Here is a 13,881-nt window from a genome sequence, read left to right as displayed (position 1 = left end):
TAACAGAAAAAGTTTGATCCAATGGGGAGGTGACAGCAGCCTCCCCATTATTTGTAAAAGGGAGACCGTTCTGCTTGTTTGAACATTTTTCCCAAGTGTCTACTGGAGAGATTGCTGATAAGAAGGAGGATAAATATGTCGAAGCCTAAGCAGAAAACAATCAATCACAAAAAACAAAAAAGTATCTGGAAAAACTGGCGGCTTTATGTCATGTGTCTGCCGGCAGTTTTGTTTTTCCTGCTTTTTGCATACAAGCCAATGTATGGTATTTTGATTGCATTTAAAAAATACAACATGCGCGTTGGAATTATGGGAAGTGAATGGATCGGATTGGACAACTTTAAACGTCTGTTCAGCTCTTACTGGTTTCCGATTATTCTGAAAAATACACTGACGTTAAGTCTTCTGTCTCTGATTCTTGGATTCCCTCTCCCGATCATTCTGGCTTTGCTCCTGAATGAAGTGTCAAACGGGCATTTCCGGAAAACGTTCCAGACCGTGTCGTATGCGCCGCATTTTATTTCAACGGTTGTTATGTGTGGTATGCTGACACTGTTTCTGAATCCGACTTCCGGTATCTTTAATATCATCATTACCAAGCTTGGCGGGGAAAGTGTCAATTTTCTGCAGGATCCTGCCAATTTTAAATGGATTTATGTGCTGAGCGCTGTCTGGCAGGAAATGGGCTGGGGAAGCATTATTTATTTTGCAACTCTGTCAGGTGTAGACCGGTCTCTTCTGGAAGCAGCTGAGATTGACGGTGCCAACCGTTTTCAGAAAATCTGGTACATCAATGTACCTGTATTGATTCCTACGATTATTATTCTCTTGATTCTCCAGTGTGGCTCCCTCTTAAGCGTTGGATATGAAAAAGTATATCTGCTTCAGAATACAACGAACTTAAGTGGTTCCGAAGTCATTTCAACGTATGTGTATAAAGTAGGCTTGGAACAGGCAGATTTCTCCTTTGGTGCGGCAGCGGATCTTTTCAACTCCGTAATCAACAGCACCATTCTTATCCTTGCAAACTTTATAGCAAAAAGAACAACGGACCAGGGCTTATTCTAAGACGGGAGGAGTGAGGAAATATGACAACAACGGCGGCAGCAACGACAAAAACGAAAAAAAGAAAAGCCAGAATAACGACGTTTGATGTCGTGGTTTATTTTATATTGGTTGCTTTGATGATTCTGATGCTTTATCCATTACTCTTTGTGGTAAGCGCATCCTTCAGTGATCCGAAGATGGTGGCAGCAGGAAAAATGCTTCTGCTTCCGGTAGAGCCGAATCTGGATGGATATAAATACATTTTCCAGTACAAGGAAATCTGGACAGGCTATCTGAATACGATTTTTTACACCTTTTTTGGAACGGTTCTGAATCTAGCTGCAACGATGCCCTGTGCCTATGCATTGTCCAGAAAAGACCTGCGGGGACGTGGAATCATAATGATCTTCTTTATGATTCCGATGTATTTCAGCGGCGGTATGATCCCCGGCTATCTGAATGTAAAGAGTCTTGGACTTCTGGATACCCGCGCGATGATCCTGGTCAATGGCCTGGTTTCTACCTACAACCTGATCGTATGCCGTACCTACTTCCAGACAGCGATCCCCTACGAACTTCAGGAAGCTGCCGTGATCGATGGCTGTGACGATTTCCAGATTTTCACAAAGATCATTTTCCCGCTGGCAAAACCCATCACGGTGGTTATGGCATTGTACTATGGTGTCGGACGCTGGAATTCTTACTTTGTAGAAATGATTTATCTGAAAGACCGCGGCAAGTTCCCATTACAGCTGTTCCTTCGGGAAATTCTGACAAAGAGTACCTTTGCAAAGCAGGCAATGATAAATGGACAGAGCTTTTCCGCAGAAGAAATGATGGCTCTGATCAAACAGGCAGATACCGCCAACATGATCAAATATGGAGTAATTGTGATCTCCACTTTGCCGATGATGATGATCTATCCTTTCCTTCAGAAATATTTTGAAAAGGGTATTATGATCGGATCAGTAAAAGGCTGAGAAAAAAATAGATGTCTTTCTGTGAAAGGTATTTGCGGAGATGACAGGAAACAGAAAAAAGGAGGTTTGTATGGATTTTTCAAATCGTTTTGTCAGTGAATGCAGAGAATATTCTTCTTATGTACAGCATGTAAAAGCTCCTGTTTTCCGGAAGAGCTTTGTGTTAAAAGAAGGATCGCAGAGCGGTGAAATCCTGATCTGCGGACTGGGCTTTTATGATCTATTTATTAACGGAGAGAAGATTACAAAGGGCTATCTGGCTCCTTATATTTCCAATACGGATCATATTGTTTATTATGATCATTATGATCTGACGCCCTGGCTGAAGGCCGGAGAAAATGTCATTGGCGTGATGCTGGGAGATGGCTTCCAGAATTCCAAGACCCGTGTCTGGGATTTTATGGACAATGTCTTCAACTCGGCTCCGAAACTGGCTCTTTCCATGAAAGTGGAAAGTGACGGAGAAAAACAGGAATTTGATGCAATGGATTTTTCCTGTAAGAAGGGCCCGATATTTTTCAATGATCTGCGGTCAGGAGTCTTTTTTGATAAAAGAGAAGAAGAAAAAGGCTGGGATCAGCCAGGTTTCCAGGAAGATGAGAACTGGCATAAACCCATTCTGGCAGATCGGCCAAGAGGAAAAGCGAAGCTGTGTGAAGCAGAGCCCATTGCAGTGGTCGAAGAAAGAAAACCGGTGAAAATCTGGAAGGGCGCTCTGGCAGATTATACTCCACGGGGAGATGTGCCGGAAGGGCTGTGCGGACAGACCACACCGGAAAGCGGACTGGAAAAAGAGGGCGGTTACATTTATGATTTTGGAGAGAACAATGCCGGAATTTTCCGCCTGAAAATCAAAGGGCATAAAGGACAGCGCATCGATATCCAGTGTGGAGAACTGCTGGAAAACGGGGCTTTAAGTTATCAGAATATTTATTTTTATCCGGATGGCTATTCTCAGAGAGACATCTATATCGTAGGCAGCAAAGAGGAAGAAGTTTTTGAACCGATGTTTACATACCATGGGTATCGGTATCTTTATGTGACCGGAATTGAAGAAGAACAGGCAACGGAGGATTTGTTTACTTATCTGGTGATGAGTTCCGATCTGGAAAACAGAGGATCCTTTGAGTGTTCTGATAAGCTGGCGAATGAGATTTATCATATAGCAAGGGTAAGTGACCGGGCGAATTTCTACTATTTTCCGACAGATTGTCCGCATCGCGAGAAGAACGGCTGGACAGGGGACGCCCAGATATCTGCAGAGCATATGATTCTGACTATGGGGGCGGAAAAGAGCTGGAAGGAATGGCTGAATAACATCCGGCTTGCGCAGGATCCCATGGGAAGAATTCCAGGGATCATTCCTACTGGCGACTGGGGCTTTGCATGGGGGAATGGACCTGCCTGGGATAAGGTATTGTTTGAACTGCCTTATATCATTTACAAGTATCGCGGTGATACAGAGCCCATAAAAGAAAATGCCCATGCAATGATGAGCTATCTGGAATATGTTTCCAGACAGAGAGATGAAAATGGCATTATTGCCATCGGACTGGGTGACTGGGTTCCTGTAGACCGGGCAGCGGATGATTATGTTTCGCCTCTGGGATTTACGGATACGGTGATGGTATACCTGATGTGCCGGGAAGCAGAGGTTATGTTTGACAAGACAGGACTGTCACTGAACCGTGATTATGCAGTACAGTTTGGACGGGAACTGCGTGAGGCGATCCGGAACCAGTACCTGGATTTGAACAGGATGCTGGTAAAGAGCAGTTGTCAGACAGCTCAGGCGCTGGCGATTTATTATGATATTTTTGATACGGGAGAAAAACCGGAGGCATTCCGGCGCTTAATGGAGATCATCCATCGAGATGGTGATAAGATGAACTGTGGTTTCCTGGGACTGCGGGTAATGTTTCATGTACTTTCTGATTACGGAGAAGCGGAACTGGCATATCGGATGATCACCGGACCTTCTTATCCGAGTTATGGCTATTTTGTAGAAGCAGGCGAGACCTCCATGCCGGAAACGATCATGTCAGACATGAAATATAGAAATGCTTCTCTGAATCACCACTTCCTTTGTGATGTGGTTCAGTGGTACATGAAATACCCCGGAGGCATTCATGTGGAAAACAGCAAAAAAGTATTGATCCGGCCGACCTTCATTAGCAGCCTGACCTATGCAAAAGCCAGCCATCAGCTTCCGGACGGTGAAGTATCTGTCTACTGGAAGAGAGAGGGTGAACGGATTTATCTGGAAGTAAAATGCCCAGACACTGTAAGCTGTGAGCTTATGCTGGATCAGGATCTGATGATTGAGGACAGCAAGAAGCCTTATCTGGAAAAAGGACAGGGCTGCTGGTATCTGGCATCCTGCAGGTAATACATTCAAAACGATAGCAAAAAAAGAACAGTTGTGCCAGCTGTTCTTTTTTTGCGTGGGGAAAAAGGCAACGGATCAGGGAAGTAGTTTCAGCTGGTGTGAAAAAATTTCATTGGCGACAACGGCAATGGACCCAAGAAGCGGAGCCTCCCCATTGAAGCGAGAATGAAAAATTTCCAGCTTGGAACCTGGCATATTCAGAGAACTTTTTAACTTTTCATATAAGATTTTTTCCAGAATGTCGCTATTTTCCGGAGAGTCATATCCGATGATAATGGTTGAAAAGTCCAGAAGATTTAACGTATTTGCCAGAGCATAGCTGAGGTAAGTGCAGAATTCGTCCAGAGCGATAGAAGCAATGGGATCTCCATCTAATGAAAGCTTTAGGATATCGTTCCAGGAAGGTTCTGTAATTTTCTGGAACGGAGAATTTTTGAAAAAAGGAAGCAGCTCTGCGATCTTTTTCTGCATTTGCGGGATGCTGGCATATAATTCCAGGCAGCCTCTCTTTCCACAACTGCAAACAGGTCCATGGAAGTTTATGGAAGTATGGCCGATTTCTCCGCTCCTTCCGGAAAATCCACTGAAAAGTTTGCCATTTAAGATGAAACCGGCTCCGATCCCGTAGGCGATATGGATATAAATCAGGTTATCATAGGGAATCCCACGTCCGTAAAGTTTTTCTACCAGAGCACCGGAATCAGCGTCATGAATGAGAAATGTGGGGAGGTGGGTTATATTTTTGAGAATGGAAACAATTGGAACATTTGTAATGCCGTAAAAATTAGGAGGATTTAAAATATATCCGCTTTTGTTATCTACGGGGCCGACACAGGAAATTCCACATCCGATCAGAGGTCTTCTGGCACGGGAAAACAGTTTTTCATACTGAGCAATTGGAATCTGGATAAATTCATCCCTGGTCATATGGGGAGAAAAGCGAGTCTGGGTCATATCGATGATTTTTCCAGATACGTCGGCCAGAATGGACTGACAAAATTCTCGTTTGATCAGAATGCCTAAAATACAAGGGGAAGAAGAAGAAATCTGCAAAGGAATGGCTTTTCTTCCTGCAGAATGATCATAAACTATGTTTGTGGGCTGTTCGGAGATAATTCCCATCTGTATCAGATCATTGATATGATTGCTGATTGTCATCTTACTTAATCCCGTTTTTTCTGCAAGGTCTGTGCGCGTAATCGTTTTCTGACTGGTGGCAATCAGATAGATCAGTGTGTTGCTGATTTGACTTTCTTTGTTTTTTGTCTCTTTTGCCATAGGATCCCTCCTTATGAAGAATCAATACCTGATAGCATCATTGTATTTCTTTTTGAAATATTTGTAAATCTGATGTATTAAATATTTATCAATGGAAAGCAAAGGTTGACAGAATGACCTTCTGAAGAGATATGGAACAGACAAGATGCACAAAAAAATAAAGAAAAACAATAATAAATTGAATAAAAATAAAGTTCAAACTAAAATAAAGGAAAGAAAAAGAATTTTTAAAAAAAATTCTAAGAGAAAGAACCGGGATTTGTATAGCAGATTATAAAATGCAGGAGGAGGGAATATTATTTGATGAATCTGAATGGTGTATGGCGCTTGGGGATTTGTACCGATGAAGAGTACCGAAAATTAAAGCTTGAGATCAAAGATTTGGAAACCCTTGAGAAAAAGGGAATCCTGGTGGTGAATGGTACCGTTCCTGGCAATTATGAACTAGATTTGGAAAAGCAGCATCTGATAGAAAATCCGTTTTTTGGAGAAAACCTTCTTCAGGAACGTGGAAGAGAAAGGAATCATCTGTTTTATGGAAAAACCTTTACGTTTCATGCGGAAGATCAGAAAGAGTATCTGCTGGAGTTTGAAGGAATTGATACTGTTGCAGAAATTTATCTCAATGGCAGACTCTTGGCAAAAGCCGATAATATGTTCCTGCCACAGGTTTTTCTGATTCCCGGAAATGAATGGAAAAAAGGGACGAATGAAATTCTGGTACATATTCTTCCAATTGCGGTAGAGGCAAGAAACTATGATTATCCATTGTATGTAGATACGCAAAAATATCAGATGGATGCCATGTATATTCGGAAAGCGGCCTATATGTTTGGGTGGGATATTTTCCCGCGGATGCTTTCCGGGGGGATCTGGAAAGATGTACGGATCACAGAAAAAGATGAGATTACATGGAAACAGAGTTATCTTTTTACAAGAGAATTATCGGAAGATTTGCAAACATGCGAATTGGAGTATTTTTATGAACTGGATCTGGATGAGCTTGCGTATGCAGGACTGACGCTGGAGATAGAAGGTACCTGTGGAAACTCACATTTTTTTGAAAAAACAGATGTCTGGGGAATTGCCGGTCATTTACGAATTGCCTTGGAGAATCCGAAGCTGTGGTGGCCGAGAAGAACAGGAGAACAAAACTTATATGAGGTGGAAGTTCGCCTGAAACAGGAGAAAACGCTCCTTGCTTCCAGGTCCTTCCGTTTCGGAGTCCGCAGCGTGGAACTCGATCGGACAAGCCTTACCAGTGAAAAAGGGGAGGGAGAATTCTGTTTCCTTGTGAATCACAAAAAAATTTTCATCCTTGGAACAAACTGGGTTCCGTTGGATTCTTTCCCATCCAGAGGAAAAGATAAAATCAAACCGGCTCTGGACCTGGTGCTGGATCTGGATTGTAATATGATCCGCTGCTGGGGCGGAGGCTATTACGAATCGGATGAGTTTTATGAAATCTGCGATGAAAAAGGAATTCTTGTATGGCAGGATTTTATGGAAGCATGCGGAAGATATCCTCAGTCGGAAGAATTTTTGAAAAAGCTGGAAAAAGAAGTGACGTTCCATGTGCGAAGGCTCCGTCAGCATCCGTGCCTTGCGCTGTGGTCCGGAGACAATGAAAATGATACAGCGATTCTCTGGGGAACGAATGGAAGGGTGGATCCAAACAGCAACCGCAATACACGGAGGGTTATCCCGGAAGTACTTCGTATGAATGATTATGTTAGAGAATATCTTCCCAGTTCTCCGTACATTGATGAGGTGGCTTTTAAAAATCATGCAGGAGATTCCAGAATTCCGGAACAGCATCTGTGGGGACCGCGCGATTATTACAAAGGCGATTTTTATAAAAATGCGATTGCACATTTTGCTTCAGAAACCGGTTACCATGGCTGTCCTTCTGTGAAATCCATCCGAAAATTTATTTCAGAAAAAGCATTATGGCCGTACCAGCTGAATGGAGAATGGCTGCTTCATGCATCCAGTCCGACGGAGAAAATGGAGGAACCGTATGCATACCGGATTGAGCTGATGGCAAGTCAGATCCGGGTGCTTTTTGGATGTGAGGCAAAGGATCTGGAAGAGTTTTCTTTCCTGAGCCAGATTTCCCAGGCAGAGGCAAAGAAGTATTTTATTGAACGTTTTCGGATTGGAAAATGGAAGAGAACGGGAATCATCTGGTGGAATGTGCTCGACGGCTGTCCGCAGTTTTCGGATGCGGTAGTAGACTACTATTTTGATAAAAAACTGGCCTATGATTACATCAAGCGTTCTCAGGAAAGAGTCGTTTTGCTGTGTGATGAACCGGAAGAAAATGGAAATATCCATTTGATGGCGTCAAATGATCTTCCGACAGGAGAAAAGATTCACTATTGTGTGACAGATGTCACCTGTGATGTGGTGGCAGCAGAAGGAGATGCCTTCCTTCCAGCCGATTCCTGTGTGGAAATTGCTTTGCTTGACAGTAGAAAAAGGAAAGCTTTCTATAAAATAGAATGGAAGACAGAAGGGAAAAGGTTCTTTAATCACTTTGTAACCTGGAAGGCACCCTTTGATAAAGTGGCTTACCTAAAATATGCAGAAAAGGCCGGGATTATAAGAAGAGAGTGAGGAAGGCAAAATGAAACATAAAAAGAGTACAGGAACAGGATCTGAACAAGGCAGGTGCTCTGAATGGAAAAAGAATCGTTTTTTGTTTTTGATGTTAGTTCCAGGCTTGATTGTTTTATTTTTTAACAATTATCTTCCAATGGCCGGTATTGTTATGGCATTTGAAAAAATCAATTTCAAAAAGTTTGCATTCTTTGGAGAATGGGTAGGACTTAGCAATTTAAAAGCTTTTTTCAAGAGTACATATGCACCGGTAATTTTAAAAAATACGCTTTTATATAATCTGGCGTTTATTGTATTAGGCTTGGTTATTGCATTGTTTTTTGCTATTTCTCTAAATGAATTGAGAAGCCAGTATGGTAGAAAAGTTTATCAGACAATTATGTTTTTGCCCTACTTTATGTCCTGGGCAGTCATGACAGGTATTGTCACCGCTTTTTTAAATCATACGAATGGATTGATGAATAGTGCTGTTTTGCCAGCTTTTGGAAAGAATCCGATTAAATGGTATTCCAGTCCAAAATATTGGCCCTTTATATTAACTTTCATAAATATCTGGAAAGGTGCGGGTTATGGAAGTGTGATGTATCTGGCCAGTATCAATAACATTGATACCAGTATTTTTGATGCGGCAGCAATTGACGGAGCGGGGAAATGGACACAAATTAAGTCAATTACTTTACCCTTATTAAGACCGATGGTTATTATTCTTACCCTTATGAACATTGGAAAAATATTTAATACAGATATTGGCTTATTTTATACGGTGCCGCAGTTGGGATTAAATGGTATTTTAACAAAAGCGGTTTCTACTATGGATACATATGTGTATACAAACTTGATTTCTGGAAATAGTGTTTCTTCTATCAATTACGCAGCAGCTGCAGCATTTTTCCAGTCTATTGTTGGATTTATTCTGGTGGTGCTGACAAACTGGATTGTCAAAAAAATAGATGAAGATTATGCACTGTTTTGAGGTGGCATATGAAGAGAAAAAAGAAATTAAAAAGCGTAAATACGATACCATGGCAGGCGGATGCTGTATTAAACCTGATATTTATTGTATGGTCAGTTTTATGTATTGTACCGTTTCTTCTGGTTCTCGGCGTTTCCTTTAGTTCAGAAAGTTCACTGAACTTACAGGGATATCGGGTGATACCAAAAGAATTGAGTTTTGCGGCATACGATTATGTGTTTTCAAAATCTGGAATGTTGTTGCGTGCTTATGGAATTACAATCGGGGCCACTTTATCAGGCACGATTCTCTCTTTAATTGTTACAGCGATGTTTGCATATCCGCTGTCCAGAAAATATTTTAAATATCGAAAAATATTTTCGTTTATTGCTTTTTTTACCATGATCTTTAATGGTGGAGCAGTGTCTAGTTACATGGTGTATACACAGATTTTGTATATGAAAAATAATTATTTTGTCTATATTTTGCCTTATCTTATGAGTGCCTGGAATATGATCTTGTTGAGAACCTTTATGACATCTTCGATTCCAGATGATCTGGTGGATGCAGCAAAGATTGATGGGGCCGGGGAGCCAAAAATCTTTTCTAAAATTGTGATTCCATTGTGTAAACCAGGCTTGGCAACAGTAGGACTATTTACAGCAATTGGAATCTGGAATGACTGGTATACACCTTCTCTCTATATAAAAGATACGTCAATGCACAATTTGCAATATATGTTGTATTCCATGCTGACCAGTGCACAGTATTTAAAAGCAAATATGGATAAGGTTGGGGGAAGTGCAGGACTTATGCTGGCTAATATGCCTTCAGAGGGGATTCGTATGGCAATGTGTATTGTAACAATTGGGCCGATTGTTTTAGCTTATCCGTTTTTTCAGAAATATTTTGTAAAAGGACTTACGGTTGGAGCTGTAAAAGGATAGGAAAGAGAAGGAAATGAAAATTCCAGGTGTGGAGTTTCAGGTTCCGAATGATAGAATTTCGGAACAATAAAAATCAAATTATCTTTTAAGGAGGATGAAAGAATGAAGAAAAAACAGGTTCTGACAATGACAATGGTAGTTATGACAGCAGTGATTTCGGGAAAATACTGGATTTTGCCGGTAAAAGCGGAGGAACGCCCAACAATTACTTGGTATGCAGTAGGAAATCTTTGTGATTCAGAAGAAAGAATTAGCGAGGCAGGGACAAAATTATTAAATGATGCCGGAATTGATGTGGATTTTGAAGTGAAATGGCTTGGATGGGACAACTATGATCAGACGATTTCCAATATGATTGTAAGCGGAGAAGAATTTGATATTTTTAACAGAGATATCGCGACAATAAACAATTATGCAATCAATGGTGGCATTTATGAAATTACAGAGGAGGATTTGACGAATAAGCTTTCTTCCGTAGTGGATGCTATGGGAAATGATATTATTGATGCTTGCCGTTATAATGGTGCTCTCTATGCGACTCCGGTTGCGCACGAATTTGCTCAATGGCGCGGAGTATATTACAATACAAAAATTGCGGAAGACTGCGGAATTGACATGAGTATGGTAAAATCTATTGATGATTTGGATGCAGTTTTTGCAAAAGTAAAAGAGATGGCACCTGATATTTATCCGGTAGATACTGTAAATTCTGAAAATATTTTGATGGTTATGGCGGATCTTGATGATATAAACCGATCTTCCGATCTTTGTATGGGAATGGATATTTCCGGAGATGTAAGCGGTATATTCAATCCTTATGAAAATGAAAAAGTAGTAGCCGCTTTGAAAAAAATCAGGGAATGGAATGAAGAAGGTTATGTCTTTACGGATACTACAGCGGATGCGAGTGCTTTGTTCTGGAACGAAGGACAGATTTTCTGCCGTATTGCCCGCATGAAACCCGGAACTGTTGAACAGTATAGCGTTGGAAATTGTAAATTCGATAAAGTTTTATTTGATGAAAATGCAGTTCGTACATTCTGTGATTTCCCTGGAGGATGGGGAAATGCTATCTCTGCAACTTCTGATAATCCCGAAGCTGCCATGCAGGTATTAAATTTTGCTTATGGAAATAAAGAATTTATCGATCTTTTAACTTTTGGAGAAAAAGATGTGGATTATACGTCAGATGAAAACGGTGTAATTACGGTTGGCCAGAGTGGATATGGAGCGCAGGTTTATGGCAGTGCATGCTGGCAGATGGGAAATCATTACATCAATTCTGTAACGGATGTGCAGGTTGCAGCCGGATTGTCGGACATTGGAAATGTTCTGAAAGATTTTAATAACAATGCAACTTCTACAGAACATACCGGTTTCTATTTTAATCCATCCGAATACAGTGCAGAAGTGAGTGCAATCGCAAGTACCTGTCTGGAATATAAGGTAACTGTATTAAGCGGCGAAGCAGATGTAGATGAAATCCTTGCAGAGTTCAATGAAGCTTTGGCGGCCAATGGCCTTCAGACCTTATTGGATGCAGCAAATAATCAGTATCAGGACTTTCTGGAGACAAAAGAGAAATAATGTTTGAAAATAAGGCTGCATGTTGATGAAAAATCGATATGCAGCCGACTAAAAGAATATAATCATTATTTTATGGAAGATTTCCTCAATTAATGTTTGAACCATTAGGAATAAATAGAAGATATCAGAGGCGTAAGAAATGATGATTCTACAGTATTGAAAGAAAAGGATGGGGAAGGTACAAAAATGATGATGGAACAGGATAAAAAAGCATGCTATATCGGCGTGGATATCGGCGGAACAAAATGCTCCGTCGTTTATGGAAACAGTGAGGGAGAAATTTTTCAAAAGAAGATATTTGCGACTACAAATGTGAAGGAAAATCTGCAGGAAGTGAAAGAAAGCATTCATGGATTTGGAACGGCTCAGGCGATTGGAGTGAGCTGTGGAGGGCCGCTGGATTCACAAAAAGGCCAGATTTTGTCTCCGCCAAATCTGCCTGGGTGGGACCAGATTCCGATTGCGGATCTATTGAGAGAAGAATTTGGAATTCCTGTTTTTCTGAAGAATGATGCAGATGCCTGCGCACTGGCAGAATGGAAGCTGGGGGCAGGGAAAGGTGCGAAAAACATGGCTTTTTTTACCTTTGGAACAGGAATGGGCGCTGGGCTGATTTTGAATGGGGAATTGTATACAGGAGCCTGTGATATGGCAGGGGAAATCGGGCATGTGAGAATGGCGAACTATGGCCCGGTAGGGTACGGAAAAGAAGGGTCTTTTGAAGGCTTCTGCTCAGGAGGCGGAATCGCGCAGCTGGGGATGATGAAAGCAAGAGAGCTTTTTCAACAGGGAAAAAAAGTATCTTTTTGTAAAAATATAAATGAATTATCTTCGATCACAGCAAAAGAAATTGCAGAATACGCCAATAAAGGAAACAAAGATGCCATGGAAGTTTATCAGCAGTGCGGAAAAATGCTTGGACAGGGACTGGCAGTTTTAATTGATCTTCTAAATCCGGAAAGAATTATATTAGGAAGTGTTTATGTGAGAAGTAAAGAACTGTTGCTGGATACAATGTGGGAAGTACTACAAAGAGAATGTTTACCGAAGTCGTTGGAATGTTGCCAGATCCTTCCTTCCGGACTGGGCGAAAAATTGGGAGATGTTGCAGCGCTCACGGTTGCAGCATATGGAATGGATCAAGAGAAAAAACAGGGGATAAATCTATGAATGACTTATTGTCACGATATCCGGAACTGGAGAAATGCAAGGGCTCTATCGCGGAGGCGCTGGAACTTTTGCTTGCTGTTTATCAGAATCATGGAAAGGTACTTGTCTGCGGAAATGGGGGAAGCGCAGCCGACAGCGAACATATCGTAGGGGAGCTGATGAAAGGCTTTCTGCTTCCGCGGCAGGTGACAGATGAACGGATTTCCATGGAGCTGAGAGAAAAAATACAGGGAGCTTTGCCTGCAATTTCTCTGTGCAGCCAGGAGGGTTTCCTGACGGCATTTTCCAATGATTCTGATCCGGATCTGGTATTTGCCCAACAAGTCTATGCTTATGGAAAAAAAGAAGATCTGGTGATTGGAATTTCTACCTCCGGGAATTCCAAAAATGTGGTGAATGCACTTAAAATCGCGAAAGAAATGGGAATAAAAACGCTGAGTCTGACGGGGGAAAATGGAGGACTTGCAGAAGGATTTTCGACGGTGTGTATCAAAGCACCGGCAAAGGAAACCTATCGGATCCAGGAATATCATTTACCGATTTATCATTATTTGTGCGCGAAAACAGAAGAAACTTTTTTTGGAAAATAATACGATCAGCCCGTATATCGATGATATGCGGGCTTTTGCTATAAAGAAATAATCCAAAGTAAACATAGCATTTCGAAGAGTCTTGGTTTATAATGACTTTATCAATTTTGAGAATATCGAAGGCACGGAAAAATTGATCAAATCATTTGTCGGGCAACGCATGATTTGATATCGGGGTTAAATAGACACAAAATCCGATGTAAGCTTGCTTACAAGAGGATTTTGGCCCAGTGTATCATCATTTTAGGAAAATAAGCGGGAATCCTCGGTAATTTAATTGCCGAGATGAAAGCGAAAACTGTGCATATCTGCACATGGT

10 protein-coding genes are annotated in these 13,881 nt (G+C 41.4%); 9 read left to right on the top strand and 1 reads right to left on the bottom strand.

The genetic code is table 11. The annotated features are described in order from the left end of the window. Positions 1 to 135 precede the first annotated feature (135 nt). The 3 genes from LKD71_RS12695 (at position 136) to LKD71_RS12685 (ending at position 4,416) form a co-directional block, all read left to right on the top strand. A complete protein-coding gene (locus LKD71_RS12695; protein ID WP_178047378.1) occupies positions 136 to 1,068 on the top strand; it encodes an ABC transporter permease in 933 nt (310 codons plus the stop codon). Between the two features lie 20 nt (positions 1,069 to 1,088). Then, positions 1,089 to 2,027 carry a carbohydrate ABC transporter permease gene (locus LKD71_RS12690; protein ID WP_227615691.1) on the top strand — a complete coding sequence of 313 codons (939 nt, stop codon included), beginning with the start codon at positions 1,089 to 1,091 and terminating at the stop codon, positions 2,025 to 2,027. A gap of 70 nt (positions 2,028 to 2,097) precedes the next feature. Further along, complete coding sequence (locus tag LKD71_RS12685) at positions 2,098 to 4,416, top strand: alpha-L-rhamnosidase (protein ID WP_227615690.1); 2,319 nt, start codon at positions 2,098 to 2,100, stop codon at positions 4,414 to 4,416. 75 nt (positions 4,417 to 4,491) lie between these two features. Here LKD71_RS12685 and LKD71_RS12680 read toward each other — a convergent pair whose 3' ends face one another. Then, positions 4,492 to 5,694: an ROK family transcriptional regulator gene (locus LKD71_RS12680; protein WP_227615689.1), complete on the bottom strand. Its 1,203-nt coding sequence runs from the start codon at positions 5,692 to 5,694 to the stop codon at positions 4,492 to 4,494. Between the two features lie 303 nt (positions 5,695 to 5,997). Between LKD71_RS12680 and LKD71_RS12675 the strand changes: the two genes are divergently transcribed. The 6 genes from LKD71_RS12675 to LKD71_RS12650 all read left to right on the top strand — a co-directional run bounded on the left by LKD71_RS12675 (position 5,998) and on the right by LKD71_RS12650 (position 13,562). Then, the gene (locus LKD71_RS12675; RefSeq protein ID WP_227615710.1) at positions 5,998 to 8,313 is read left to right on the top strand and encodes a glycoside hydrolase family 2 protein; all 2,316 of its coding nucleotides are present in this window, start codon (positions 5,998 to 6,000) and stop codon (positions 8,311 to 8,313) included. A 10-nt stretch (positions 8,314 to 8,323) separates the two neighbouring features. Beyond that, positions 8,324 to 9,289 carry an ABC transporter permease gene (locus LKD71_RS12670; RefSeq protein WP_227615688.1) on the top strand — a complete coding sequence of 322 codons (966 nt, stop codon included), beginning with the start codon at positions 8,324 to 8,326 and terminating at the stop codon, positions 9,287 to 9,289. Positions 9,290 to 9,297: 8 nt separating this feature from the next. Then, positions 9,298 to 10,215, top strand: a complete 918-nt coding sequence (locus LKD71_RS12665; RefSeq protein ID WP_227615687.1) for a carbohydrate ABC transporter permease — start codon at positions 9,298 to 9,300, stop codon at positions 10,213 to 10,215. A 102-nt stretch (positions 10,216 to 10,317) separates the two neighbouring features. Further along, positions 10,318 to 11,802: an ABC transporter substrate-binding protein gene (locus LKD71_RS12660; protein ID WP_227615686.1), complete on the top strand. Its 1,485-nt coding sequence runs from the start codon at positions 10,318 to 10,320 to the stop codon at positions 11,800 to 11,802. Between the two features lie 186 nt (positions 11,803 to 11,988). Next, a complete protein-coding gene (locus LKD71_RS12655) occupies positions 11,989 to 12,972 on the top strand; it encodes an ROK family protein (protein ID WP_331466466.1) in 984 nt (327 codons plus the stop codon). Next, positions 12,969 to 13,562 (top strand): D-sedoheptulose-7-phosphate isomerase, encoded by a 594-nt coding sequence (locus LKD71_RS12650; protein ID WP_227615685.1) that lies wholly within the window; start codon positions 12,969 to 12,971, stop codon positions 13,560 to 13,562. Before LKD71_RS12655 ends, LKD71_RS12650 begins: the two co-directional genes overlap by 4 nt. The last annotated feature ends 319 nt before the right edge of the window (positions 13,563 to 13,881 follow it).

It is taken from the genome of Fusicatenibacter faecihominis (assembly GCF_020686945.1).
Taxonomy (GTDB): domain Bacteria; phylum Bacillota; class Clostridia; order Lachnospirales; family Lachnospiraceae; genus Limivivens; species Limivivens faecihominis.
This window is presented reverse-complemented; position numbering and strand designations above follow the sequence as displayed.

Excerpts from the sequence above, each read along its gene's own strand:
- LKD71_RS12695 (WP_178047378.1), top strand. The coding sequence starts at position 136 with ATGTCGAAGCCTAAGCAGAAAACAATCAATCACAAAAAACAAAAAAGT.
- LKD71_RS12690 (WP_227615691.1), top strand. The coding sequence starts at position 1,089 with ATGACAACAACGGCGGCAGCAACGACAAAAACGAAAAAAAGAAAAGCC.
- LKD71_RS12685 (WP_227615690.1), top strand. The coding sequence starts at position 2,098 with ATGGATTTTTCAAATCGTTTTGTCAGTGAATGCAGAGAATATTCTTCT.
- LKD71_RS12680 (WP_227615689.1), bottom strand. The coding sequence starts at position 5,694 with ATGGCAAAAGAGACAAAAAACAAAGAAAGTCAAATCAGCAACACACTG.
- LKD71_RS12675 (WP_227615710.1), top strand. The coding sequence starts at position 5,998 with ATGAATCTGAATGGTGTATGGCGCTTGGGGATTTGTACCGATGAAGAG.
- LKD71_RS12670 (WP_227615688.1), top strand. The coding sequence starts at position 8,324 with ATGAAACATAAAAAGAGTACAGGAACAGGATCTGAACAAGGCAGGTGC.
- LKD71_RS12665 (WP_227615687.1), top strand. The coding sequence starts at position 9,298 with ATGAAGAGAAAAAAGAAATTAAAAAGCGTAAATACGATACCATGGCAG.
- LKD71_RS12660 (WP_227615686.1), top strand. The coding sequence starts at position 10,318 with ATGAAGAAAAAACAGGTTCTGACAATGACAATGGTAGTTATGACAGCA.
- LKD71_RS12655 (WP_331466466.1), top strand. The coding sequence starts at position 11,989 with ATGATGATGGAACAGGATAAAAAAGCATGCTATATCGGCGTGGATATC.
- LKD71_RS12650 (WP_227615685.1), top strand. The coding sequence starts at position 12,969 with ATGAATGACTTATTGTCACGATATCCGGAACTGGAGAAATGCAAGGGC.